24 protein-coding genes and 1 pseudogene are annotated in these 24,350 nt (G+C 46.8%); 17 read left to right on the top strand and 8 right to left on the bottom strand.

Annotated elements, in window-relative coordinates:
* Positions 1–89: 89 nt before the first annotated feature.
* Positions 90–593, top strand: coding sequence for a DUF3907 family protein (locus PP175_RS18795; RefSeq protein ID WP_272439781.1), 504 nt, complete (start codon positions 90–92; stop codon positions 591–593).
* A gap of 65 nt (positions 594–658) precedes the next feature.
* On the opposite strand, the gene PP175_RS18790 is transcribed toward PP175_RS18795, so the two are convergent.
* Positions 659–2,080 carry a S8 family peptidase gene (locus tag PP175_RS18790; protein WP_272439780.1) on the bottom strand — a complete coding sequence of 474 codons (1,422 nt, stop codon included), beginning with the start codon at positions 2,078–2,080 and terminating at the stop codon, positions 659–661.
* A gap of 240 nt (positions 2,081–2,320) precedes the next feature.
* Between PP175_RS18790 and acsA the strand changes: the two genes are divergently transcribed.
* Positions 2,321–4,042, top strand: a complete 1,722-nt coding sequence (gene acsA, locus PP175_RS18785; RefSeq protein ID WP_272439779.1) for an acetate--CoA ligase — start codon at positions 2,321–2,323, stop codon at positions 4,040–4,042.
* Positions 4,043–4,362: 320 nt separating this feature from the next.
* On the opposite strand, the gene PP175_RS18780 is transcribed toward acsA, so the two are convergent.
* On the bottom strand, positions 4,363–4,725 hold the full coding sequence (locus PP175_RS18780; protein ID WP_272439778.1) for a DUF4349 domain-containing protein: 363 nt from the start codon (positions 4,723–4,725) through the stop codon (positions 4,363–4,365).
* Between the two features lie 252 nt (positions 4,726–4,977).
* On the opposite strand from PP175_RS18780, the gene PP175_RS18775 reads away from it, so the two are divergent.
* The 5 genes and pseudogenes from PP175_RS18775 to PP175_RS18755 all read left to right on the top strand — a co-directional run bounded on the left by PP175_RS18775 (position 4,978) and on the right by PP175_RS18755 (position 8,867).
* Complete coding sequence (locus tag PP175_RS18775; protein WP_272439777.1) at positions 4,978–5,208, top strand: hypothetical protein; 231 nt, start codon at positions 4,978–4,980, stop codon at positions 5,206–5,208.
* Positions 5,209–5,287: 79 nt separating this feature from the next.
* The gene (locus tag PP175_RS18770; RefSeq protein ID WP_272439776.1) at positions 5,288–5,872 is read left to right on the top strand and encodes a class I SAM-dependent methyltransferase; all 585 of its coding nucleotides are present in this window, start codon (positions 5,288–5,290) and stop codon (positions 5,870–5,872) included.
* Positions 5,873–6,061: 189 nt separating this feature from the next.
* The gene (locus PP175_RS18765) at positions 6,062–6,571 is read left to right on the top strand and encodes an acyl-CoA thioesterase (RefSeq protein ID WP_272439775.1); all 510 of its coding nucleotides are present in this window, start codon (positions 6,062–6,064) and stop codon (positions 6,569–6,571) included.
* A gap of 167 nt (positions 6,572–6,738) precedes the next feature.
* Positions 6,739–7,095, top strand: coding sequence for a hypothetical protein (locus tag PP175_RS18760; protein WP_272439774.1), 357 nt, complete (start codon positions 6,739–6,741; stop codon positions 7,093–7,095).
* A 409-nt stretch (positions 7,096–7,504) separates the two neighbouring features.
* Positions 7,505–8,867: pseudogene (locus PP175_RS18755) on the top strand (transposase).
* A 121-nt stretch (positions 8,868–8,988) separates the two neighbouring features.
* Here the strand turns inward: PP175_RS18755 and PP175_RS18750 are convergent.
* Both PP175_RS18750 and PP175_RS18745 read right to left on the bottom strand, forming a co-directional pair.
* Positions 8,989–9,747: an ABC transporter permease gene (locus PP175_RS18750; RefSeq protein WP_272439773.1), complete on the bottom strand. Its 759-nt coding sequence runs from the start codon at positions 9,745–9,747 to the stop codon at positions 8,989–8,991.
* A complete protein-coding gene (locus tag PP175_RS18745) occupies positions 9,744–10,424 on the bottom strand; it encodes an ABC transporter ATP-binding protein (protein WP_272439772.1) in 681 nt (226 codons plus the stop codon). The genes PP175_RS18750 and PP175_RS18745 overlap by 4 nt, the downstream gene beginning before the upstream one ends.
* A gap of 132 nt (positions 10,425–10,556) precedes the next feature.
* On the opposite strand from PP175_RS18745, the gene PP175_RS18740 reads away from it, so the two are divergent.
* From PP175_RS18740 to PP175_RS18720, 5 genes are all read left to right on the top strand, one after another.
* On the top strand, positions 10,557–11,735 hold the full coding sequence (locus PP175_RS18740) for a rhomboid family intramembrane serine protease (protein WP_272439771.1): 1,179 nt from the start codon (positions 10,557–10,559) through the stop codon (positions 11,733–11,735).
* A 132-nt stretch (positions 11,736–11,867) separates the two neighbouring features.
* Positions 11,868–13,400 carry a fumarate hydratase gene (locus PP175_RS18735; RefSeq protein ID WP_272439770.1) on the top strand — a complete coding sequence of 511 codons (1,533 nt, stop codon included), beginning with the start codon at positions 11,868–11,870 and terminating at the stop codon, positions 13,398–13,400.
* A gap of 374 nt (positions 13,401–13,774) precedes the next feature.
* Entirely contained in the window at positions 13,775–14,671 is an 897-nt protein-coding gene (locus tag PP175_RS18730) for an EamA family transporter (RefSeq protein WP_272439769.1), read from the top strand.
* Between the two features lie 64 nt (positions 14,672–14,735).
* Entirely contained in the window at positions 14,736–15,791 is a 1,056-nt protein-coding gene (locus PP175_RS18725) for a M42 family metallopeptidase (protein ID WP_272443324.1), read from the top strand.
* A 35-nt stretch (positions 15,792–15,826) separates the two neighbouring features.
* Positions 15,827–16,327 carry a hypothetical protein gene (locus PP175_RS18720; RefSeq protein WP_272439768.1) on the top strand — a complete coding sequence of 167 codons (501 nt, stop codon included), beginning with the start codon at positions 15,827–15,829 and terminating at the stop codon, positions 16,325–16,327.
* A gap of 915 nt (positions 16,328–17,242) precedes the next feature.
* On the opposite strand, the gene PP175_RS18715 is transcribed toward PP175_RS18720, so the two are convergent.
* The 4 genes from PP175_RS18715 to sleB all read right to left on the bottom strand — a co-directional run bounded on the left by PP175_RS18715 (position 17,243) and on the right by sleB (position 21,564).
* Positions 17,243–18,835: a long-chain-fatty-acid--CoA ligase gene (locus PP175_RS18715; RefSeq protein ID WP_272439767.1), complete on the bottom strand. Its 1,593-nt coding sequence runs from the start codon at positions 18,833–18,835 to the stop codon at positions 17,243–17,245.
* Between the two features lie 208 nt (positions 18,836–19,043).
* Positions 19,044–19,541, bottom strand: a complete 498-nt coding sequence (locus PP175_RS18710) for a molybdopterin-binding protein (RefSeq protein ID WP_272439766.1) — start codon at positions 19,539–19,541, stop codon at positions 19,044–19,046.
* 90 nt (positions 19,542–19,631) lie between these two features.
* Positions 19,632–20,681: a calcium/proton exchanger gene (cax, locus tag PP175_RS18705; RefSeq protein WP_272439765.1), complete on the bottom strand. Its 1,050-nt coding sequence runs from the start codon at positions 20,679–20,681 to the stop codon at positions 19,632–19,634.
* A gap of 106 nt (positions 20,682–20,787) precedes the next feature.
* Positions 20,788–21,564 carry a spore cortex-lytic enzyme gene (gene sleB / locus PP175_RS18700; RefSeq protein WP_272439764.1) on the bottom strand — a complete coding sequence of 259 codons (777 nt, stop codon included), beginning with the start codon at positions 21,562–21,564 and terminating at the stop codon, positions 20,788–20,790.
* Between the two features lie 115 nt (positions 21,565–21,679).
* Between sleB and PP175_RS18695 the strand changes: the two genes are divergently transcribed.
* The 5 genes from PP175_RS18695 to PP175_RS18675 all read left to right on the top strand — a co-directional run bounded on the left by PP175_RS18695 (position 21,680) and on the right by PP175_RS18675 (position 24,312).
* Positions 21,680–21,952, top strand: coding sequence for an ArsR/SmtB family transcription factor (locus tag PP175_RS18695; protein WP_272439763.1), 273 nt, complete (start codon positions 21,680–21,682; stop codon positions 21,950–21,952).
* A gap of 30 nt (positions 21,953–21,982) precedes the next feature.
* Positions 21,983–22,771, top strand: a complete 789-nt coding sequence (locus PP175_RS18690; protein ID WP_272439762.1) for an SDR family oxidoreductase — start codon at positions 21,983–21,985, stop codon at positions 22,769–22,771.
* A gap of 89 nt (positions 22,772–22,860) precedes the next feature.
* Entirely contained in the window at positions 22,861–23,247 is a 387-nt protein-coding gene (locus tag PP175_RS18685) for an Asp23/Gls24 family envelope stress response protein (protein WP_272439761.1), read from the top strand.
* Between the two features lie 133 nt (positions 23,248–23,380).
* A complete protein-coding gene (locus PP175_RS18680; protein WP_272439760.1) occupies positions 23,381–23,836 on the top strand; it encodes a CBS domain-containing protein in 456 nt (151 codons plus the stop codon).
* A 95-nt stretch (positions 23,837–23,931) separates the two neighbouring features.
* Complete coding sequence (locus PP175_RS18675; protein WP_272439759.1) at positions 23,932–24,312, top strand: YhjD family protein; 381 nt, start codon at positions 23,932–23,934, stop codon at positions 24,310–24,312.
* The last annotated feature ends 38 nt before the right edge of the window (positions 24,313–24,350 follow it).

The raw sequence follows: 24,350 nt of genomic DNA, 5'->3' as shown, positions 1-24,350 counted from the left end.
TTAGCGAAATACTACTAGGTATGCTGTTACAAATTTGTTACAATTAGATCCAGACAGCAAACGAAATTTAAACGGTTGGAGGTTACCTTATGCCTGAAACACAATTGAAAGAGATTTGTGAGGAATCTTACCACAGACTGAAAAAGGTGTGCATGGAGGTAGAAAAGTTTTTAAATTCAACCACGCTTGCCCAGCTTGTAGAAGCGTCCAAGGAACCTGAACAATATGAAGAATACTACCGGAACTATTTGTCAGATTTTCGTCATCTGCTAGTAAACTGTGAGAACGCTTACGAAAAATTAGGGATTTGCCTGCGCCGCGCTAAGTTTAATAAAGAATTTTCCGAAGAGGCACTTTACCTCGTATACCACACGTGCGTGAATGGATTCTTCTATCCAAAAGGCGAAGTATATGAAGAAGATGGACGCAACTCTTATACGGGCCGCGATGCTATTATTTTCCACAAAGAAGTGGATCAGCGTCTGAAAGAGTTGACCCTTGGTCTTTCGAAGGTATTTGAGTATCTCCGTGATGAGCTGCAGTATTACGAAACAGACTATATTACAATGAAAAGAATGAAAGTTGTACAGTAGAATTTATTTATACTTTTTTACCCCTTCGACAGCGAAGGGGTTTTATTTATTGTATAATGAATCATTTATCTAAATAGGTTCCGAAATTGTTCCGTCAGCTGTTCAAAGAAGCTGCCCGGAATCATTCGAGGCGGTGCAGCACTTTTTTGTCTTGGTTCTGCCATTTGGAGGGCACGCGACACGTTCATTAAACCGTAGCCAAAATAATGATCCCACCCGGGAGAACCATAATCATCCGCCGAGGTACGCAGAATGTTCATCACTTCACTGTTGGTAAGCGTCGGGTTTACTGACCGTATCAACGCTGCGGCCCCTGCTACATGCGGACAGGCCATAGAGGTACCGGATAGGGCTGCGTATTGGCTGCCTACATACGTGCTTGGTATTTCTACACCCGGAGCTACAATGTCCAGATAAGCACCGTAGTTGGAGAACGTCGCCCGCTTGCCAGCTGAATCTGCAGCGCCTACCGATAAAACCTCAGGATAGGCAGCTGGATAGCTTGGCTGTGATGTGTTGTCATTGCCGGATGCCGCGACAAGCACGACATCTTTTCCGTAAGCATACCGGATTGCTTCATGAAGGGCGCTTGAAGGGTGATAATTCCCGATGCTCATATTAATCACACTGGCGCCGTGATCGGCCGCCCATACAATTCCCTTTGCAATGTCCAGAGAGGAACCGCTTCCGTCCGCTCCTATACCCTTGACCGGCATAATCTTGCTGTTCCAGCTGATTCCCGCGATACCTTGATTATTATTTGCAAGGGCACCAATGATTCCTGCCACATGGGTGCCATGCCCGTTGTCATCCTGAGGAGGAGATGATTCATCAAGTACGTTATATCCCCCGGCGATCTTACCTGCAAACTCAGGGTGCTGATAATCAATGCCCGTGTCGACTGTAGCCACAACCACGTTCGCCTTCCCCTGGGTAATATCCCACGCATGCTCCATGTCAACCATGGGCATATCCCACTGATAGCGTGAGTAGTATTCATCGTTCGGAACTGTCCTGTGCAAAAGCAGGTAATTGGGTTCGGCATAAGCTACATCTGTTCTTTGGGAGAAATGATCAATAAGCCAGTGAGAAGAATGATTCGCCGATTTTATTACATATGTTGAGTTGTGCCGGTTTTTAACCTGCCCGTTTACCTCATGTAAAATCTTCTGAAGTTCTCCATCTGTAGGCTGCCTCTTGAATTTTACGGTCACCTCGTTTTTCATGTAGTGTGACTTGTTGTTGCTGTTGTGATGAATCGTCACAATATGGGTGCTGTTATCAAGCCTGGTTCGTGCTTGTTTTCCTTTCCCGATGTTATCCAACTGCAGGAGTCTAGGCCCGCTTTGGTGAGGATTTGGCATCTGTTCCGTAACAGTTGTACCGGGTTTTTGACTGCCCGTGCGATGTAAAGCCAGAGGAGACACGAGAAAAAGAAGCACAGCAGCAACCAGGGCAAGTGCTGCATATTTTAATGGATTGCGCATCCAAATACCTCCCATTTTGCCTTTAGATCAAGGGTTTTGTTTAATAGGATGGGCGTGAGGGAAGAAATTATGAAAGGACAAATATGGCATTGTGGAAAATGGAAAAAAGAAAAATTATAAAACAGTCATAATTTTTAGAAGGGATATCTTTCTCTATGTCGAAAAATATAGTAAAGTGTTGTATAACAAGCGAAAAAAGAGAAATACGTAGACATTTTTATGAGATGGGGGAAACCAGACATGACTACCAAACACAGGTCACAGGATATTTTATTGTTGGATGAAACCGCTAACTTAAAAGACTACGAAGAAGCAGCCCGCAACGCCAGGTGGCAAGATGCCGAGCAATATTTTTCCTGGCATGATACAGGTAAAGTAAACATGGTTTATGAAGCCATTGACCGGCATGTCGACAATGGCCAGGGTCAGAAACTTGCCCTGTTATATGCAGACGGAATACGCGATGAACAGTATACGTATCAGCAACTGCGCGACCTCTCCTGCAAGTTTGCGAATGGACTGCGCTCGCTGGGTATACAAAAGGGCGATCGGGTTTTTATATTTATGCCGCGCAGTCCTGAACTGTATATTGCCATGCTGGGAATTATCAGAATTGGGGCAATTGCAGGGCCCTTGTTTGAAGCTTTCATGGAGGAGGCGGTGAAGGATCGGCTGCTGGATAGCCGTTCAATTGCCGTTGTCACAACTTCGGAGCTTCTTTACCGTATACCAGTCGATTCCCTTCCAGATTTAAACCATGTCATTTTAGCCAATGGCAACGAGATAACCGGCCCGAAACAGGTGTTATATCGTGAACTGTTACAGGTATCGGACGAATACGTAATGGAATGGGTTGACCGGGAAGATGGAATGATTTTGCATTATACGTCTGGTTCTACAGGAAAGCCAAAAGGTGTCCTTCAGGTTCACGATGCCATGCTGCACCAGTATATGGCTGGGAAGTGGGTCTATGATCTGCGCGAGGGAGATATATACTGGTGTACGGCAGACCCCGGGTGGGTTACAGGTACATCGGCTGGCATGTGGTCCCCCTGGTTGAATGGGGTGACAACGGTTCTGCGCGGCGGACGCTTTAAGCCGGCAGATTGGTATGCCACTATCGAGAAATTCAAAGTTACCGTATGGTTTAGTGCACCAACCGCGCTCCGTATGCTGATGGGTGAAGGTGACGAACTGCCGAAGCAATATGATTTATCTTCTGTCCGCCATATCCTTTCGGCGGGAGAACCGTTGAATCCTGAAGTCGTCCGCTGGGGGCTTGATGTGCTGGAACGCCGGATTCATGATAACTGGTGGATGACGGAAACCGGCGCGAGTACGTGTGCCAACTACAGATCGATGCCGATTCGCCCAGGATCAATGGGCAAACCGCTGCCGGGCATCAAGATGGCGATTGTTGACGATGAAGGGAACGAGCTTCCGCCCAATACAATGGGCAATCTTGCTATTAAGCCTTCCTGGCCGGCGATGATGCGCAAAATCTGGAATAATCCAGCAAAATACGAAGAATATTTTGCCACGGGCTGGTATATGTCAGGCGATTCCGCTTATATGGATCAGGATGGTTACTTCTGGTTTGAAGGACGTGTGGATGACGTAATCAATACCTCAGGGGAGCGGGTGGGCCCGTTTGATGTGGAAAGCAAGCTGGTTGAACATCCTGCGGTTGCTGAAGCTGGCGTTATTGGGGTTCCGGATCCGGTTCGGGGAGAAATCATTAAAGCATTTATTAAATTACGAGCAGGGTTCGAGGAAACAGATAAGTTAAAAGAAGAAATACGGCTATACGTAAAGGAGCGGTTGGCTGCGCATGCTGCACCGCGGCAAATCGAATTTCGCGACAGGCTGCCAAAGACGCGTTCCGGTAAAATTATGCGCCGCGTGTTAAAGGCGTGGGAACTGGGGCTTCCAACAGGTGACTTGTCTACAATGGAAGATTAATAAACAGTTAAGAGCGGCAGAGTTGTCTGCCGCTCTTAACTGTTGGTATCGGAAGTATGTATCACTTTTAGGTGATAAACTATTTTGAATTGGTAACATTAGGTCCCATTCTTTTGTTGGTATGGAAAGTTTATGTGCTTCACAGTAATGATGGTGCCTTGAGAATTTTTTTAATGGGACCTACGGTCCCGAAACACCCAAGAAAAACATCGTGAGGCGCATGTCCGCACCTTTCTTTACCCTTGTTACACAAAGCGGCCGTAAAACTTCTATGAGGGGAAAGGAGAGAGCGGCATGGCCCGCGATGTTTTTTTTAACATTTATTTGACAGAGGCAATCGAAATGCGGTCCACTGCCTGGCGAATGGACTGCAGTTCAGTAAGTAGTTCATCATCGAACCGGTCATCTAATTTTTCTACTTTTTCCTCTAGCTGAATGACAAGCTGCGCAACCCGGGCTAGTTCATCTTTATTTGGCAGATTGTTATCATTAAGTATTTGATCCATCGTTTTTTTATATTGTTCCTGTGAATAGAAGAACCACTTCTGCAGCTGGCCGGTCCATGCGGCGTATTCCTCGGTTTTTACCCAGTCATCTAACGATTTACCCCAGGTTTTTTCTAGAACATCATACCAGCTTTTCCACAACTGAATTGGATCGAATGTATTGTTCATTAGACTCACAATCCCCTCCTGTGTATGTGTTAACCTACTCTTATCTATTATAGTAAAGGCTTGGAAAAAATAATACAAACAAAAATTTTGAACAATTCGAAACTATGGTTTACACCTAGGCCTGTTGTCATACATTTTAAAAGGAAGGTTCGATTTTTGTAAGAAAAAAGAAGGATTTACAGGAAGGGAATTTCCTTCAATCGGAGAAATAGTCGGTAGGAAGCGTAGTGTTTCGGTTTTCAACTTTGGGGGGAGTCACTTATGAAAAAGATACACCAGATTGAACAAGTCACATCTTCTGCTGAAACCATCGCTGACAGCGCGAATCATATTGTTGCGCAGGGTGACCAGATTAGCCGCTGGCCTCCGTGGCGGCGTCTGATACACAGGAAGTGGCCGCAGCTTCCCAGCAGCAAACCGCAACGATGGAAAAAATTAATGCCGCTTCAGAAGTGCTCGCGAAAATGGCCGAAGAACTGCAAACACAGGTAAGCCGGTTCAAAATATAGGGGAGTAGAAATCCACCTTTTTCTTCGGTAGAATGAAGGAATAGAGGGTGGAGGTGAAACAATTGGATTATGTAGATCAAAACCGGGTTTCATTTGATAAATTGGCCAATCAATCCGGCGTGAAATGGCGTCATAGAGATTTAACTATACAGTTCATATCCGCTTTTCAAATGCTATTGGGCGGCAGCCGCGTGCTGGACTTGGGATGTGGTGCCGGACACGACTCTTTGCGGCTTAAACGATACGACCTTCAAGTGCAAGGTCTTGATATCAGTGAAGTAATGCTTCAGCAGGCAAAACAATCTGTACAGGATGTGGAATTCATCCAGGGGGATTTCAGAAGTATCCCAACCGGCGATTCAATCTATGATGGGGTATGGGCTAATGCCTCTCTGATATATATAACGAAGGAAGATTTAAAGAAGGCACTGGGCGAGGTCTACCGGGTTATGAAGCCCGGCGGTGTATTTTTTTCTTCTTACCGAATTGGTGAGGGAAGCATCGTGGTAAACAACATTTTTAATCAGCTTTACCAGCAGGAAGAAATAGAAATGATGTTGCGATCTGAAGGCTTCCGTATATTTGATCGTATCAATACAGGTGTGCAGGATGAACTATTCATCAGTCTATACGCTGTGAAACAATAACAGAGTTACGTAGAAATTCCGGGTGCATAACCCGGAATTTTTTTAATTTTGTAGCCACACTGAAAATAACAACATTTTTGTTTGCGCCATAGGAGTATTGGATAGGGGGGAAGATGGTGTTAGGATAATGTAGTAAACAGACATTTCTGCGCCGTCCTTGGCGTACGAATTAATTTGGGGGTGTCTATCTTGGACGCAAAGACTGTGAAAGAATCCAGAACGATAAAAGCAAAACTGGTCCTCCCATCCGACACTAATAACCGGGGTACCATCTTCGGTGGCAACGTGATGGCTTACATTGATGAAGTAGCCGCTATAACGGCAATGCGCCATTCCCGCTGTTCTGTCGTAACAGCTTCTATTGATTCCGTCGATTTTATCACGCCGGCAAATGAGGGTGATTCTGTCTGCCTTGAAGCCAGCATCGCATCAGTTGGACGTACATCTATGGAGATTTTTGTTAAGGTAATCTCTGAAAATCTGTATACAGGTGAACGGAAATTGACGACCACCGCATTCACCACTTTTGTTGCGCTGGATGAGAATGGGAATCCTCACCCGGTTCCGGCCTTAATTCCGGAAACCGAAGAAGAGAAAAGACTCATCGAGAACGCCGCTGAAAGAAAACGGATGCGCGAAGAGAGAAGAAAGCACAACAGCAACTTCGTTAAAGATTTAAAAATCGATAAAAATATCTAAGGCTGTGTGCCCGAAAGCCCTGCATTGCTGATTAAACATCCGATGCAGGGCTTTTTCTTAGGCAATCCCCCAATTCCTACCGAATAGGCACTTGCCCGTGCCTGAGGGCGATTGACCTGAATAAGGATAGTAGGGAAGAAAGTTAAAAGAATTTGAGGGGGTTTACCATGCATTATGGTTTCGATCCTGCTGGGTACGGCAGTGATTATGCAATGAAGTACCAATATCATGTTGAGAAAAAGGTGTATTATGAAGTAAAATGCCGCGAGTATGCTCACCACAAAAAGTACTACAAAAAGTATTATAAGAAATATTGCTATCACAAAGAAATGGTAGCTTTCTATTCTAAGAGTGTGCAGGCGCCATACGCAGGGATGCCATACGCAGGGATGCCATACGCAGGGATGCCATACGCAGGAATGCCATACACAGGGGTGCCTTATGGCGGGGGAAAATGTTCCGGGGGATACCCTGCGTATCCGATGATGCACCATCACCACGGCCATTATTCGAGCAGCTATTGAGAAAAACATCGCGGGCAATGCCGCTCTCTCCTTTCCCCTCATAGAAGCTTTTACGGCCGCTTTGTGGAACGGCGGGCGGACCGGCAAAAACATCTGGGTATCTCAATGATGGAGACAGTTTGCCGGTCTTTTTCGCCCTCTGTTCCACACACTCCACAAGGGTAAAGAAAGGTGCGGACATTCGCCTCGCGATGTTTTCCTTGGGTGTTTCGGGACCGGAGGTCCCATTTAAAAAATGCTCTACGCACTTCAACACGTTAAAACAAAGTATACTTTCCTATATGAATCAATTTCATAACTCAAAACCCTTGAACGGTAAGGTTCAAATCAACATCAAAAAAGGAGTACCTCCCCAAATCTCGAATAGAGTAGTTGTCCAGACAACTCAATGAGAAAGGTTGGTCTCCTCATGTACTCAATTCGGCAAGGATGTTTATTTTCCTTGCAAGATTTATTAGATTTAGAACCTACCCAGCGCTACACAGCAATTTTTGAAGGGATAAACATCTTTCCTTTGCTAAAAAGTGTATCAAAGAAAGTGCGGAAAGGTGCTCCACAATCACTTAATTATCCCTCCATGATTTACTCTTTATTTGCTCGTATTTTAGAAGGCATTCCAACGGTTAAGCTTCTTGTTCGTCGCTTAAAGAAAGATATGCTCTTCTTTTTAGACTGCGGTTTTGCTCTTTCGGATCGAATTCCATCTGAAGCTTCTTTTTCCCGCTTAATCCGTAAAATCAAAACCTCAAACGTGCTGGATGAAATGAATCACGCACTTCTCCTACAAGCAATTGAAGAAGGTTTTATAGATGGTGAGCATATTGCTATTGATGCGACTCATATTGAAGCGAGAGATCAGGCCCCACACAAGGAGGAAAGTAAAGTAGGAGAACCCGTCAAAGAGCCTAAAAAACGGGGTCGTAAGAAAAAAGAAGCCTTTGAATCATACAAAAAAGAACAAGAAGAGATTGAAAACGCGCTTCCACTTTTTGAACAGAAAATCGAACAACAATTAAACCACACCTTCGGTGAACTTCAAAAAGAGATGCCATGCATTCCTAAGTGGGGAATTAAGAAGAACTCTGAGAACAAAAATGTTTTTTGGTTTGGATACAAGCTTCATTTAGCTGCGGAAACTAAAAGTCAATATATCTTGGTTCACTTGCTCTCTTCAGGAAATATGAACGATGCGAAAGCTGCTATTCCTGTTAAAAGGAGTGGCTGAGCGTTTTCCCGTTCTTAACATCACGAAAGTGATGGCAGACGCTGGATATGACTACAATCCGATCTACGAACAGATCCATCGCATGAAGGCGGATGGTATTATTGCTTATAATAAGCGAAATGAAGCACCAGCTATCGGTGTTGACAAGCATTTTGCACCCACATGTGTACGGGAGCATTCCTATCGTTATGACAGCTATGATAAGAAATACGAGACACTCAAATATACAAGACCGAAGGAATGCAGAGAATGTCCGCTAGCTCATGACACGTTATGTCAAAAAATCATTAAAATCAAAAAGACAAAGGATTTACGGCGTTACCCTGCTCCTGCCAGAGGAAGTAAGGCATGGAAAGAACTTTATAAAGAGCGTACTTCTGTTGAACGAGTAAATGCCTATTTAAAAGAATATTTCCAGTTAAATAATATCCGATACCGTTCTGGAGAACTTGCAAGAGTTCTCACTGATTTAATATGCTTACTGTTCAATGCCTCTAAAATTGCCGTTGACCGTATTAACACCAAATTAAATTGCAAAGCAGCCTAAGATATTACGACGACCTTAGGTCGTTTTAAAATCAAAATGCCGAAATTCTGGGAGCCTAGCATCTGAGCAAAAAATGATTATGAAATTGATTCATATGAAAAAAGCGCCCTGACCGGGCGCTTTATTTTTGGGGCCACCCGATAAACTGGTGGGCGCGTGTAAACAATGTCGGGTATACCAGAAAACCGAGCATGATGCTTGTAAGAGCGCCTGCTGCTGTAAAGGAAAACATAATTAAGAGCTGGTATCGAACGGCTGTAACCGGGCTGACGCCCCCGATAATTAATCCTGTCATCATGCCAGGAAGCTGTACCAATCCGACGGTTTTAAGCGAATCGATCGTCGGTATCATTCCCGCCCGGATCGATTCTATATTCATCCGCTCACTTGCCTGCTTTGCTGTAGCGCCAAGCGATAAAGCAACCAGTATTTCCTGCTCCATGGATTCGGTCCGCTGTTTCATCTGGTTAAGCAGCAGGGAACATACTACCATACTGCTGCCAATAATCATTCCGCCAATCGGGATTATAGCCTGCGGTTCCGCTTTTACAAGATGAAGAATGAGCATGAGGCCCAATGTAAAAGCTGTAACGCAGCTGTTTGTTATAAAAATCCGCCAGAAAATATTGGGCACTCCTTTTCCACGTTGTGCGGAATTCCGGGAAGCGACGAAAACCATAATAAAGAGCATAAGCACAATAAAGATGCTGCTGTGGGAAGAGAATACGAACTCAAGTACATATCCCACAGCAATAAGCTGTATGGTTGCCCGTATGGTACCGATTAACAGATCGCGCTCCAGCTTTAAGCGAAGCCAAAAGGACGTAAGCATGGCTACGAAAACAAAGCCAACTGTTATAACCGTGGCAGTTACCGTCATGGTTGTATTCCCTCCCCACGAAGCTGGCCGTTCACAAGATACCAGATGGTACCGCCCAACCGTTGCGCTTGTTCCGCGGAATGGGTAATCCAGAGAATGGTATTTCCAGCCTGATGGTAGCTTTGGATTTCATGCTCGATTAATACGGTACTTTCCGCGTCAAGCGCAGCGGTTGGTTCATCCAGCATTAAGACTGGCGGATTAAGTGACAGGGAACGGGCAATATTGACTCTTTGTTTTTCCCCGCCTGACAAACGTTCAATTGGCCGATCAAGATAAGAGGAGGAAAGAGCAGCCCTATGCAATAAAGATTTAAGCTCGCCATCGGATGGGCACCTTCCTTTTAGAGAAAGAGGATAAGCGAGATTGTCCCCCACAGTACCGTGAAAAAGGGTGGGCGTCTGGAAAACATAGTGGACTTCACGGCGAAGCCATGTAGGTTCATAGTCGACAAGCGGCTTGTCCCGGTAAAATATGGTGCCCTGGTCCGGTTCTTCAAGACGCGTAAGCAGTCGGAACAGCGTGCTTTTTCCTGTGCCGGAGGGGCCCATAACCATAATAAAAGATCCTTCAGCAATGGAGGCACTGGTGCCCGCCAGTGGTGTCAGAGGTCCTGATGGCGTTTCATAAGCTTTATGTACATGTTCGATACGGATGATTTGCTTAAGTGCAGGCAATCTGTTTTCACTCCTGATCATTTATTATGTTGCACCCGACAAGAATGACGGGGAATATAGAATATTGTAATATAAACAAGGGAAAACAAATATACTGGAAAAATTAAGATTTTAAGAGAGGGGCAGGGGAGTTTGGATCATGATGGTGCAGTGCAGCATGCATGGAAAATCGCCTATCAGCTCGTTTTGCACGAGGAGTATTCTGTAGTATCTTCAGACTCCCAAGTTATACATCTGGTTCGCAGCAAAGGCCGGGAACTTCACTATATCCGGCTTGTAATTTCCGATTATCTATGGGGAGCCACCCTATCCCATGACATAGAGCAAGGGGCTAGAATGCTGGAAGGTATGAGGCGGAACATGCAGGCAGGTACAGCCCAAGGGCTTATCGTCTATTTGTTCTATAAACCTCTTACGGAAGATCTGGAAGCCCATTTTCGCGAACCGGGCCTTGCAGAGCTCGGCATCAGACTTGATGCAGCCACCCTTATTCTTCCGGAACAGCAATGGGCAGGTATGCAGCCCTCTACTTTCCCCAATTTATTTGGACAGGATCGTATTACCGGCACACCGATAGACGAAGGAGAAGAGCATCCTCCCTCTTATTGGGCCCATAAGATCGACCAGTTGGAGCAACAGAAAGAACAGGAAGTGCAGCAGACGTTTTTCTACGGGAAACCCCATGTGACTTATGGTTTGCTTTTTATTATTATAACCGTATTCGTTTTGATGGAATTCGCGGGAGGAAGCCAGAATCCAGATGTTCTTATACGGTTTGGGGCCAAAGAGAATGCGAGAATTGTGGCAGGCGAGTGGTGGCGTTTGATTACGCCTATGTTTCTGCACATTGGTTTTATGCACATCCTCTTAAATGGTTTTGCTCTGTGGCAGCTTGGTACGGCAGTGGAGCAAATATATGGATCTTACCGATTTCTATTCATCTATATGCTGGCAGGCATTGCCGGAGCTGTGGCAAGCTTCGTATTCTCTACATCCTTGTCAGCTGGAGCGTCAGGTGCGATATTTGGTTTGTTCGGCGCGCTGCTGTATTTTGGTACGCAGAATAAAGTGCTTTTCTTCCGAACGATGGGCCGCAACGTTATTGTCGTGCTGCTGGTCAACCTCGTGTTTGGTTTCGTTTCTATCGGCATGATTGACAATTATGCCCATCTCGGCGGATTGTTTGGCGGTTTTCTCGCTTCTGCAGTAGTCGGTCTGCCTCGTACCCGATTCAGGCCAGCGCAGCAAATTGGCGCATTTATCATATTGGCTGTTCTTTTATGGGCCGGTATTCCGTGGCAAAGCTTCTAAACGATATATACCGGTTGCAGGTAAGCCTCTTCCTACTTTTGCATGAGTAAAAGACAGGGAGGCTTTTCCGATTGGGTACTATTCTATATAATAAGGGATGAACGTGATTTTTCACAAAAAGGGGCAGGAGAAATGAACCAGTTTAAACAGAGTATGTACAAGCTAATTGTTGAGACGTCTACCAATTTGCCGCCGGATGTCCGCCGTGCGATTGTAACTGCACGCCAAAAAGAAAGCGCTGGCACGCGTTCCGCTCTTTCTCTTTCAACAATTACCCAGAATATTCAGATGGCTGAGGACAATATATCGCCGATTTGCCAGGACACAGGGATGCCAACCTTTGAAATTCGCACGCCTGTGGGAGCCAATCAAATCGAAATGAAAAAAGCCATCCATGAAGCTCTTGTGGAAGCGACGAAGAATGGCAAACTTCGCCCGAATTCTGTGGATTCCTTAACGGGGGAAAATAGCGGGAATAACTTAGGCGAAGGCACGCCTGTTATTCACTTCAGCCAGTGGGAGCGCGATGATGTTGAGGTGAAGCTCATCCTTAAAGGCGGCGGCTGTGAAAATAAAAATATTCAATACAGTCTTCCAATGGAAATTGAAGGCCTTGGAAAAGCCGGCCGGGATCTGGATGGCATTCGCAAATGTATTCTGCACAGCGTGTACCAGGCGCAGGGCCAAGGCTGCAGCGCCGGGTTTATCGGAGTTGGCATTGGCGGCGATCGCACAAGCGGATATGCGCTGGCCAAAGAACAGCTGTTCCGCAAAGTGGATGATGTGAACCCGAATCCTGAATTAGAAAAATTGGAAAATTACATTATGGATAAAGCTAATGAACTGGGCATAGGAACCATGGGCTTTGGTGGCGAAACAACGCTGCTCGGCTGCAAAGTAGGTGTAATGAATCGCCTGCCAGCGAGTTTCTATGTATCTGTTGCGTATAACTGCTGGGCGTTCCGCCGCCAGGGTGTTACGCTTGATGCCGCAACCGGCGAGATTAAGGACTGGCTGTATAAAGAGGGGCAGGTCGACCTTAACGAAGGTATGGCAGCAGCTGGACAGGAAACAAGCGAGCGGCGTGAAGTGGTGCTTGAGTATCCGATCAGCGAAGAACAGGTTCGCAGCCTACAAGTGGGAGATGTTGTGATTATAAATGGCCTGATGCACACAGGCCGCGACGCTTTCCATAAATATATGATGGATCATGATTGTCCGATTGACCTAAACGGCGGTGTTCTTTACCACTGCGGACCGGTTATGCTCAAGGATGAGGCTGGTGAATGGCACGTAAAAGCGGCCGGACCAACAACGAGCATCCGGGAAGAACCTTACCAGGCTGATATTATGAAAAAATTCGGCATCCGCGTAGTAATTGGAAAGGGCGGCATGGGTCCGAAAACGTTAAAAGGTCTTCAAGAGCATGGCGGCGTATACTTAAACGCCATCGGCGGTGCTGCGCAATACTATGCAGACTGCGTGAAAAAAGTAGAAGGTGTGGACTACATGGAATTTGGCATTCCGGAGGCGATGTGGCACCTCCAGGTAGAAGGCTTCGCTGCAATCGTAACAATGGATTCGCACGGCAACAGCCTTCATGCTGATGTAGATAAAAACTCTCTGGAAAAACTATCTATGTTTGCTCAACCCGTGTTTAGCTAAGGATCTACCTTGAAACCCACGCAATGTACTTAAGGCCGCTGACCGTTGTCAGCGGCTATTTATATCGTATTCGCTTTTAAGTATTAAAGTGGTTTTCTGCTGGGACCGATAGGTCCCTTACTCTTTGTGATATGGAGTTTATGTGCTTCACAGTGTTGAAGTGCCTTGTGCCACTTTTTAAATGGGAGCTCCGGTCCCAAAACACCCAAGAAAAGCGTCGTGAGCCGCATGTCCGCACCTTTCTTTTCCCCATGTAAGGAGGTCACAACCGATCCTTTAATAGAATCTCTGTAGGCGGCATAGTACCCGTGACAGCCGTTAACAGGAAAGTGTTTGGCATATGTAGTACAATAAGGAAGGAAAGGGAGTGAAACATGTTTTACTGGCGTTCTGTTCTGCTCGTATTTTTAGGTGCCTGCAGCTACGGTATGCTGTCCACCTTTGTTAAATTGGCTTACAAGGATGGTTTTACGTCTGCTGAAGTAAGCGGCAGCCAAATGTTTATTGGAGCCTGCCTGATGTGGGTGCTTACCCTCATTCTCGGGCGCGGAAAAACGAGTCCCCGGCAATGGCTGCTTCTGATTGGCGTTGGAGTCGGCACCGGGTTAACCGGTATTTTTTATTACCAATCTCTTCGTTATATTCCTGCATCCATTGCGATTGTGCTCTTATTTCAATTTACATGGATTGGCGTTCTTGTTGAGTCCGTTTTAACCCGAACCCGGCCCGGAATGGACCGGATAGCAGCGCTCGTCCTTCTATTTATAGGTACCATACTGGCAGGCGGTGTACTGGAGGGAGAGCTTCGCAACTTTTCTTGGATGGGCCTCATATATGGCCTGCTTTCCGCTGTTACATACGCTTTCTTTATTATTTGCAGCGGACGCGTAGCGACATCCGTTAATCCCTGGCTCCGTTCTTCTTTCATGTTAGTAGGTGCCGTTCTCATTACCTTTATTGTTTACCCGCCGGTATTTCTTGTGAATGGCTCGCTTGTCCACGGCCTGCTAAAATGGGGCATTCTGCTTGCACTGTTTGGCGCCATTGTTCCTACGTTGTTTTTTACGTTTGGAACACCGCACATAGGAGGCAGCCTGGCTACCATAATGGGATCTGCTGAGCTTCCGATGGCCGTCTTTATGTCAAGTTTTGTGCTAGGGGAGCAGGTTAGTATCGTGCGCTGGCTGGGTGTTGCCATCATTCTGGTCGGCATTACGATTCCTGAACTTACCAGGAGGCGCAAGAAGAGGTTCAAACAGGTTGAACAATAGCTGCATATCTCTCTTATTATGGGGAGAATAAATATAAAGGAGTGAATAGACAGTGGATTTTCAAATGGAACTTTTTAAAAGGCTCACAGAAGCAAAGGGAGCTCCTGGTTTTGAACGCGAAGTGCGCTCCATTATGAAGGAATACATAAGCCAATCAACTGAAGAAATTGTCTATGATAATCTTGGCAGCATATACGGTGTACTCCGCGGCAGTGAAAACGGCCCGGTCATTATGGTCGGCGGGCATATGGATGAAGTCGCATTTATGGTAACGCGCATCACGGATGAAGGGTTTATCCAGTTTCAGCCGCTTGGCGGATGGTGGAGCCAGGTTCTGCTCGCACAGCGTGTAGAAATAGTAGCTAAGAACGGTGTCATTCCTGGCGTTATTAGTTCCATACCGCCGCATGTCCTGCCGGAGTCGGCTAGAACCAAGCCTATGGACATCAAAAACATGTTTATCGATGTTGGCGCTGACAGCAAAGAGGACGCTGAAAAGATCGGCATTCAGCCAGGGCAGCCAATCCTTCCGGTGTGCCCGTTTACCGTTATGGGAAATTCGGATAAGATGATGGCCAAAGCATGGGATAACCGTTACGGCTGCGCGCTTGCTGTTGAAATGCTCCGTGAGATGAAACATGAGTCCCATCCGAACACAATTTATGGGGGAGCAAACGTGCAGGAGGAAGTTGGCCTGCGCGGGGCGGCCACGGCGGCTGAACTGATCAAACCTGACCTGTTTTTTGCCCTCGATGCAAGCCCTGCAGGGGATATTCCAGGCGTCGATAACGGTATGGGTAAATTAGGCGACGGCCTCTTAATGCGCATTATGGACCGTACGATGGTTACCCATCCGGGTTTGCGTGATCTGATGATTGACACAGCTGAGGAATTAAATATTCCTTTCCAATTTTTTGTCTCACCGGGCGGAACAGACGCAGGGCGCGTGCATTTAACTGGTAAAGGGGTTCCTTCGGCTGTCATTGGCATTCCGGCTCGTTATATCCACAGCCACGCTTCAATTATTCATAAAGCTGACTATGAAGCCGCTAAAAAACTGCTGCTGGCTCTCCTGAAAAAGATCGATCGTACAGCAGTGGAGAAAATCAAGGAACGCTAGCCATAAATTCCTTTGTTAAGCTAAGGAGGCAAAATATGCAGTATATTTACCTTCAGCGCAAAGAGCTTGCTGATGGCAGGCTTGAATACACGTATCATTTCGACGATCACGGACTTTCACCTAACAACCTGGTGCTGCGCAACCTTTTTTATACCATGCTCGATACTGCAGGGCCAGAAGTAGATACCGTTGAGGTGGAGTATAGCGACACTGCGATGGCAAAGCAGCTGGGCATTAACCGGGCGGTAGAATGGCTGCAAGTGATGGGGGCGGCTGATGGGGAACAAAAGGAATACTGGAAAGAGGGGGTTCTTCTGAGCCGTACTTTCTGTGCGGCGGCTACGCCGGAACGGCTGGCCTATTTGCATGCCATGAAGGAATTGGATGAAGTGTATCGCATTAGACTTCTTGGAGATGGCGACGAGAAGATACATCTGTATTTTGCAAAAACGCTGTCGTTGCGTTTGGATAGAAAAAAAGAAGAAATTTTTTTGCAACTTCTGCTGAATAGAAATGTTCCACATAAGATTTTGTAGAGAAATAGTGAATTTCGTTGGTTTTTGTTTAGAAATCGCTAATTTTCCTTAAATTCCTATTGTATAATGCTTCGTTTTATATTATTCTTTTAATTGACAACTTAATCAAATAGGTTGAGAGTTGTCTTTCCTTTGCCTCGATTTTACTCGGGGTTTTTTTTATTTCCTTAAAACCTTTTTTGTGAAACCTGCCAGCCCGTGATTCCGTATAAGAAGGTAGGAAGAAGAAGCCGAGGCAGGGAGGAATTTTAATGGAGCATCAGGCCCGACGTCTGCTTGGTCTTGTTATGTCGGCCGGTTTTGTAATTGTTACTTTCGTTGTGATTACCGGCATTATTAAAGCATCACTATAAAATTGAGAAAAACATCGCGGACCATGCCGCTCTCTCCTTTCCCCTCATGGAAGTTTTACGGCCGCTTTGTGGAACGACGGACGGACCGGCATTAGGGAATCTTAGCTAGTGTCAAGCGCAGGCGATGGCCTTAGATTCCTTTATACCGTTTAGGTGCGACATTTGGGTATCTTAATGGTGGAGACAGTTGCCGGTCTTTTTCGCCCTCTGTTCCACACGCGCCATTAGAAAACTAGGTTGCGCCAAGCTATAGCGAAGGCAGCAACCTAAGTTGCACTTATGCCGAAAGGTAAAATCGAAACACCTTTCGGCCTGGGGGAAAGAAAGGTGCGGACATGCGCCTCACGATGTTTTTCTTGGGTGTTTCGGGACCGGAGGTCCCATTTAAAAAATCGCTCAAGGCACTTCAACACTGTGAAGCCTATAAATTTTTACCATAAAAGAGAAAGGGACTAAGTGGTCCCCGTTCCAAACCACTTTAACGATTTAAAATAACATATAGTTTCTTATACGTGAAACAAAAACCCCCTCCAGCCAGAAGCGAGGGGGTTTTGCATTGGGTTTAATTCACTCTTCTTCCTACCTCTATCCAGAATGGCTCCCGAAGCACGACTTTTTGAATCTTGCCTGATGCGGTTTTGGGAAGTTCTGGTACAAACTGTACGGATTTCGGGCATTTGAAGTGGGCCATTCTTTCCCGGCAGAAAGCTATAATTTCCTCTTCGGAAGTTTCCGCGTCCGGTTGCAGAACGCAGACGGCATGGGGAACTTCGCCCCATTTTTCGTGCGGAATTGAGATAATGGCGGCTTCGAGTACAGCAGGATGCTCATAAAGCGCGCCTTCAATTTCAATAGACGAAATGTTTTCCCCACCGCTTATGATGATATCTTTTTTGCGGTCGACAATATCGATATAGCCGTCTTCATCAATCGTTCCCATATCCCCCGTGTGGTACCAGCCATTTACGATCGCTTTCGCCGTTTCTTCTGGCTGGAGCCAGTATCCTTCCATTACCGAATTGGATCGACAGATAATTTCGCCTGTTTCCACTCCATTTGGGGTAACATCTTCTCCATCTTCATTGACAACCCGCACTTCCATATTTAGCATGCTGATGCCGGCTTTTGCTTTTAGCCGATGAATTCTGTCCTCATCCCCTTCCCGGCTGATCTCTTCTTTCATATGGGAAACGGTAAGAAACGGGGAGACTTCCGTCATGCCATAAACCTGGATAAAGGTCCAGCCTAATTCTTTTTCGACCGATCTAACGAACGATGGAGGCGGAGCAGACCCCGCAATGACCACGCGCATATTCTGTTTCATATTCAGATTCTTAGCATCTGGATCATTTAAAATCATATTAAGTACGGTAGGGGCCATACAGGCAACCGTTACGCCTTCATTTTTAACCAGTTCAAGGATATAAGAGGACTGAATTTTACGTATCATGACATGGGTAGCTCCCATTCCTGTAAAGGAGAAGGGCGTTCCCCAGCCATTGACATGGAACATGGGCAGCGTGTGAAGCAGCACATCATCATCATTAGCTTTCACGTGGATGATGGTATTAACCGCATTTATGTATGTACTGCGGTGCGTTTGAATAACGCCTTTGGGGCGCCCGGTGGTACCACTTGTATAAAGAATCATGGTTGGGTCTGTTTCCTCAAGCGCTGTATGTACAGCCAATTCGGAAGCGCTTTCGGTAAACGCGTTATAATCGATCCAACCACCTGGTGTACTGTGGCCAGGTACGGAGAGGGTTACAAAAGTTTCCACTTGGCTCAGTTTCTCTGCGATAGGTTCAACCTGCTGGGCCAGTTCAGCATCTACCAGTAACACTTTTGCTCCGCTATGATTAACGATGTATTCATATTCTGCCGGTACGAGCCGGGTGTTCAGCGGAACGATAAGAGCGCCAAGATAGAAAGCGGCGTAGAATACTTCAAACATCTCCAGGCGGTTCGGCGACAGGATTGCAATTCGATCCCCTTTTGTGATTCCCTGTTGCTGCAAGGCATTGGCCAGCCGGTTGATTCGTTTCTGAATCTCTCTGTATGTGATTCGGCGATCCCCATCAATTACGGCTGTTTTGTTAGGGTAGTGATAAACGGCTCTCTTTAAGAAGTCCTGAATGAGCAAGGGTACATGCATGGGTCTCCACTCCTTTATGTATGGTTACATTTTAAAAATAACATAAATTAATAACAAAATCTGCCCACTATTGCGAAAATTTTTTACACAAATTTGTCTTCTCTCATATGTACATTTATCAGGGGACACGCGGGCTTGGAGAAAGCCGCTCTGCCCCAAAAACTTGTATGTCGGGAAAGGAGCGGCATGGCCTGCGATGTTTTTATCATTATTCAATAATAAAGGAGCGAATGCTTTTGATCGGATCATTCATGTTGCGGCCGTCGCCAAAGAAAAGTTGAACCGGGCCTTCTTCGCCACGAATCGGTTTGCCGTCGATAGCAAAACAGAGGATAGCGGACCCGGCATCGTCGAGTGAAAGCTTCGTTTCAGCCCCATCCGGGTGCTTGCATATAACCATCGAGGAGCCTGCCTCGGGTTCGGCGTTTTTCAAGAAAGGAGCAAAGGCTATTCCATAATCACCGGCAATTCTTTTCTTTTCGGCGAACAGCTTTTCCGTTTGCTTAGTCGGAACACCCTCCCTTAACTCGCGATCCCACTGCCTTCCGATCGCTTCCAGTGACCGGTCTTCTTCATCTTGCTGTTCTTCCCCAATCCGGGCAAAGAAATCTTCCATTTTAAAGTTTCGATCATCGAAGATCCAGACGCTTGGGTCTAGGGTGATTGCGTATTTAACTTTTCCGCTAATGGTTATAATGTCTGACATATTACTCTCTCCCTTTCGTTAGTGGATCTGTTATCAGAAAAACATCATGAGGCCATGGCCTCACCTGGCCTCATGTGCCATTCTTCTGTTCTATATGAAAAAAAAGGCGGCACCGAGTATGAGATACACCACAACCAGGAGTACACCCTCAAACCAATTCGTGCTTCCATCTCTGGAGATGGAGGATGCAATAAAAGCAGCCACAGCAATGGAGGCCAATTCAAACGGAGTAAATACAAAGTCCATCGTTTTCCCGAAAAACAGGCTGACAAAAACGAGTGTGGGCGCAACAAACAGGGAAATCTGCAGGCTGCTTCCTACGGCGATTTCTACCGATGCCCCGATTTTATTGCGAAGCGCCATAAAAACCGCTGCGCTGTGTTCGGCAGCATTGCCGACAATGGCGATCACAAAGGCACCGACAAAAAGTTCAGACCAGCCCAGGCTTCTTGAAACCTGTTCGACGCTATGTACCAGCCATTCACTTGTTAGGGCCACCAGAGCAGTTGCTCCAATCAGCACAAGAAAAGCCACGGTTCTGCTCCACACCTTTTCCTGAGATTCGTGTTCAGTGGTAGGATCGGACAACTCCGCTTTATGGGTGACAAGCGAGAATAACAGCCATAGAACATAGGCGATAATCAGCAGCCCGGCAATGATCAGGCTTAACGTGCTGATTCGGGGGTGGTCCAGCGCACTCAAAAAAACCGCGGGGATAAACAAAGCGATTACCGCGAGCATCATCATCGAAGAATTGTGGCCTGCAAGGTAGGCGTTGAATCGCTGGGTTTTAAATTTAAGCCCGCCCGCCAGCACGCTTAAACCTAAAACCAGCAGCAAATTGCCAATAATGGATCCGGTAATGCTTGCCTTCACCATGTCGAACAATCCTTCTTTGACCAAAAAAATTGCGATAATCAGCTCTGCTGCATTTCCGAAGGTAGCGTTGAGAAATCCGCCAACCCGCTCTCCTGCGTAGTGCGCCACATTTTCGGTAGCTCTTCCCAGCAGAGCAGCGAGCAGTACGATTGCGATGGACGTGGTGATAAACTGGAGAACTGCCGAGTGGCTGAAATAGTGGGCCAGCGCGCTGGCCGCCGTAAACAGAGCAATCCCGCTATAAAAAAGCTTTTGTCTCAACAGCTTCACCCCGGTCTGTATAAAATGAAGGGCACTTCTTTTAGTTTAAACATGCGCGCCGGCAAAAACAAGCGCCGCTCTATTTGCGTGTAGAGCAGCGCGGCGATTATTTGCAAAATATATGTTGTCCAATTTTTTTGATCTGCGGGCGTGTCCAAATCCAGCCGGAAGTCGCAGTATCCGGGTTGAAGTAATAAAGAGCCCCGCCCGATGGATCCCAGCCATTCAGCGCGTCCTGAACAGCCTTTTTGGCAGTTTCATTAGGTGTCAGGTAAATTTGGCCATCGGACACTGCTGTGAAGGCTCCGGGCTGAAAGATAACACCGGTTGGCGTGCTTGGAAACGATGCGCTCTTAGTCCGGTTCAAAATAACGGCAGCAACAGCCACCTGGCCCTCGTACGGTTCACCCCGTGATTCACCATATACGGCATTGGCCATCATATTCAGCTCATTCTGCGAAAGATTATAGGAGGATTTCGGAACACGGCCTGTAGTCGATGTGGTGCCGTCAGCGTCCCCGCCACCCCCTGCGGTATCGGACGTGTCCGATGCACCGGGGGCCCAGTCCTTAGTGGCCTCCCATAGCTTGAGTTTCGTTCTTGGGCCAAGCACACCGTCAATGTCCGTCATGCCGAATTCATACTGGAAGTTGCGCAATGACCAGTATGTGCGCCAACTGAATACTCCATCAATTGGACCGGTGTAATAGCCGAGAAATTTCAGGCGCCCCTGCATCTCCGTGACATCTTTGCCGGATTCACCAACCGTCACGATGTTCTGGCTGAATACAGAATGGGGAACCGGAAGGGAGGGCAGGATCAGGATGCTGGCGAAGAGAAGCATGCCGGCCAGCAGTGCTGCGGTCCATTTGAGCTTTTTCATAGGGACCTCCTTTACAAAATTTGAAGGTGATTACCCATATTTTGAACGATAAATAGTAAAATCATGTGTATAATGAATAACGAGAAGAAGGTAATGATTGGAGAAATGATCAACGATGGACCGAAACCTTGAGAACATGGCGAAAAGTTGTAAAGCGCTGGGGCATCCCGTTCGGCTTCGGATCCTGCAGCTGCTTGCCAGACAGGATGGCTATTACTGTGGAGATATTGTGGGACTTGTCCAGATGGCCCAGTCTACGGTGTCTCATCACCTTAAAATTTTAAAAGAAGCCGGCCTGGTGGTCACAGAAGAAGAAGGTACGTTTGTTTGTTACAGGGTGGATCGAGAAAAGATGAAGGAAACCGCTCAATTTCTTCTTTCGTATTAACTTACAAAACAGAATAGAGGAGGCTGTGTTATGAATTTAGGAATCGAGAATAAAGTAGCGCTGGTGACAGCAGCTAGCAAAGGAATCGGCCAGGCTATTGCAATGGAGCTTATCCGCGAAGGGGCACAGGTCGTTATCTGCAGCCGCAGCGAAGACAGAATCAATGATTCGGCCAGGCATATTGAGGAGAAGACTGGCAAGAAGGTGCTGGCTTTAGCAGCGGATGTTTCCACTAAAGAGGGAGTTAACGGTTTACTTGACCAGGTGTTAAAGCGATACGGCCGGATTGACATGTTAGTGGCCAACGCTGGAGGGCCGCCCGGTGGACAGTTTATGGATTTTGCTGACGAAGACTGGCAGAAGGCATTTGACACCAATGTGATGAGCGTTGTGCGCCTTGTCCGGGGTGTTGTGCCTTCCATGCGGAAAACAGGCGGCGGCCGGATCATCACGGTTGCTTCCACATCCGTTAAAGTGCCGATTCAAGGCCTGGTGCTTTCCAATGTAATGAGGACAGGTGTGGCAGGTTTAATGAAAACGTTGTCTATTGAGCTTGGCCCGGACAATATTCTGGTTAATACGGTATGCCCGGGGCGAATTGCGACGGATAGGGTGCGCCAGATTGACGAAGCAAGAGCGGATAAGCAGGGAATTGCCATCGAGAAAGTGGAGGAACAGATGAAAGCTGGGATCCCGCTTGGACGATATGGAACCCCGGAAGAATTTGCCCGGACGGCAGTGTTTTTGCTCTCTGATGCCAATACATATGTAACCGGCTCGACACTCATGATTGATGGCGGAATGGTGACAGCTTTATAAAAGTTACGCCCTTACCTGGAAACAAGTTGCGTTCGCCTATGCGAATGCATAAAATGTAAATTAAATAGATACCACAAGGAGGAGTTCCGATGGCCGAAGCAAAAGAAAATGGGGTAGTACGAATAGCGGATGATGTAGTAGCGGTTATCGCGGGCATCGCGGCAAGCGAAACAAACGGCATTGCCGGCATGTCCGGAGGCATTACCGAGGGGCTTGCACGCCGGGTAAGCGGAAAGAATGTACAGAAAGGCGTTCAGGTTGAGGTTGGCGAATTTGAGGCTGCCATCGACCTCCGCGTTATCGTCTTATACGGTACGAAAATCGATGAGACATGCCGTGCCTTGCAGGAAAATGTAAAAGAGGCCGTTGAATCCATGACGGGGCTCCGTGTGGTTGAGGTTAATGTAAAAGTAGAAGGAGTGGAATTTCCAAGAGAAGAGAAGGAACATCTTCCCGAAGTGAATCGGGTTAAATAAATCAAACGGGTTTAAAAGGCTGCCGTCTATCGGCAGCCTCTTTCATGCTGGCAACAATCTCCGAATGCGATGCATGCATATATCCGCACCTGGGGATATTATGCATACATGCAAAACAGGAGGGATAGCAGTCATGCCGAAAAAGCTGCGCGATATCATGACCACATCTGTAGAAACGGTAATGTTAAAGGATAACGTCTATGAAGCCGCTGTTAAAATGAAAGAAAGCGACGTGGGGATCATCCCTGTAGTGGATGAAGACCGCCGCTGTATTGGACTGTTAACGGATCGCGATATTGTGGTTCGAGGGGTTGCGGAGAAGAAGCCCAATTCTTCCGCCATTGGCGAGATTATGAGCAAGCGCCTGATCACAGGCAGGCCGGATATGACAGTTGATGAAGCTAGCCAGGTTATGGCCAAAGAGCAAATTAAACGGTTGCCGGTCATCGAAAATGATAAGCTCGTCGGAATGGTTGCACTTGCTGATCTTTCCAGAAATAGGGAAACGTCCGATGAGGCAGGCTTTGTCGTTGCGGAGCTCTCCGAGACACTTGGGATGCACCTCCAGGAGCCCAATCATTTTCAATAATCTTACAGACTCTACCTTCTTGCAGGTAGAGCTTTTTTTGTCGTATAATCGAACGTGTGTTCCGTTATATTGGATTGCAGAAAGAGGTGAGGCAAATGCTGCAGTATCCGGCGGAGTATGAGGAATTTTCTTTGTTGGTTAAGCGGCATGTGGTATACACGCTTATTTTGCGTGTGCTGCCGGGTGACAGGCAAATCATAGAGCATGCGGCTCCCCGGCTTATGCGAGGGTACCTCTCCGCTCTTTCAGAAGCTGAGGCGCCCATCGAACAGGCGCTGCGCCAGGTACGCCTCAGAATGAGGGATATAGGCGGCCGCATTCTTGAAGAAAGGCAGGAAGCGCACGCGAGGGTTGTCACGGCACACTTTCGCGGCTTTACCTACACCCACCGTTATATGAATAAGATCCTTGTTGCCGAATGTGAGAAAACGGTCAAGCTTTTTTTGAATGGAGGCAGCAGGGCCTACCAAATTTAGCCGTTGTTTTTCCTTGCATCAAGTGTCCGGGCTACATA

Origin of the sequence: Aneurinibacillus sp. Ricciae_BoGa-3, from assembly GCF_028421645.1 — a bacterium.
Classification (GTDB): domain Bacteria; phylum Bacillota; class Bacilli; order Aneurinibacillales; family Aneurinibacillaceae; genus Aneurinibacillus_B.
This window is presented reverse-complemented; position numbering and strand designations above follow the sequence as displayed.

Excerpts from the sequence above, each read along its gene's own strand:
- PP175_RS18685 (WP_272439761.1), top strand. The coding sequence starts at position 22,861 with ATGGCCGAAGCAAAAGAAAATGGGGTAGTACGAATAGCGGATGATGTA.
- PP175_RS18695 (WP_272439763.1), top strand. The coding sequence starts at position 21,680 with ATGGACCGAAACCTTGAGAACATGGCGAAAAGTTGTAAAGCGCTGGGG.
- PP175_RS18680 (WP_272439760.1), top strand. The coding sequence starts at position 23,381 with ATGCCGAAAAAGCTGCGCGATATCATGACCACATCTGTAGAAACGGTA.
- PP175_RS18675 (WP_272439759.1), top strand. The coding sequence starts at position 23,932 with ATGCTGCAGTATCCGGCGGAGTATGAGGAATTTTCTTTGTTGGTTAAG.
- PP175_RS18750 (WP_272439773.1), bottom strand. The coding sequence starts at position 9,747 with ATGACGGTAACTGCCACGGTTATAACAGTTGGCTTTGTTTTCGTAGCC.
- PP175_RS18710 (WP_272439766.1), bottom strand. The coding sequence starts at position 19,541 with ATGTCAGACATTATAACCATTAGCGGAAAAGTTAAATACGCAATCACC.
- PP175_RS18730 (WP_272439769.1), top strand. The coding sequence starts at position 13,775 with ATGTTTTACTGGCGTTCTGTTCTGCTCGTATTTTTAGGTGCCTGCAGC.
- PP175_RS18775 (WP_272439777.1), top strand. The coding sequence starts at position 4,978 with ATGAAAAAGATACACCAGATTGAACAAGTCACATCTTCTGCTGAAACC.
- PP175_RS18725 (WP_272443324.1), top strand. The coding sequence starts at position 14,736 with ATGGAACTTTTTAAAAGGCTCACAGAAGCAAAGGGAGCTCCTGGTTTT.
- PP175_RS18790 (WP_272439780.1), bottom strand. The coding sequence starts at position 2,080 with ATGCGCAATCCATTAAAATATGCAGCACTTGCCCTGGTTGCTGCTGTG.
- PP175_RS18690 (WP_272439762.1), top strand. The coding sequence starts at position 21,983 with ATGAATTTAGGAATCGAGAATAAAGTAGCGCTGGTGACAGCAGCTAGC.
- PP175_RS18715 (WP_272439767.1), bottom strand. The coding sequence starts at position 18,835 with ATGCATGTACCCTTGCTCATTCAGGACTTCTTAAAGAGAGCCGTTTAT.
- PP175_RS18795 (WP_272439781.1), top strand. The coding sequence starts at position 90 with ATGCCTGAAACACAATTGAAAGAGATTTGTGAGGAATCTTACCACAGA.
- PP175_RS18735 (WP_272439770.1), top strand. The coding sequence starts at position 11,868 with ATGAACCAGTTTAAACAGAGTATGTACAAGCTAATTGTTGAGACGTCT.
- acsA (WP_272439779.1), top strand. The coding sequence starts at position 2,321 with ATGACTACCAAACACAGGTCACAGGATATTTTATTGTTGGATGAAACC.
- PP175_RS18760 (WP_272439774.1), top strand. The coding sequence starts at position 6,739 with ATGCATTATGGTTTCGATCCTGCTGGGTACGGCAGTGATTATGCAATG.
- sleB (WP_272439764.1), bottom strand. The coding sequence starts at position 21,564 with ATGAAAAAGCTCAAATGGACCGCAGCACTGCTGGCCGGCATGCTTCTC.
- PP175_RS18720 (WP_272439768.1), top strand. The coding sequence starts at position 15,827 with ATGCAGTATATTTACCTTCAGCGCAAAGAGCTTGCTGATGGCAGGCTT.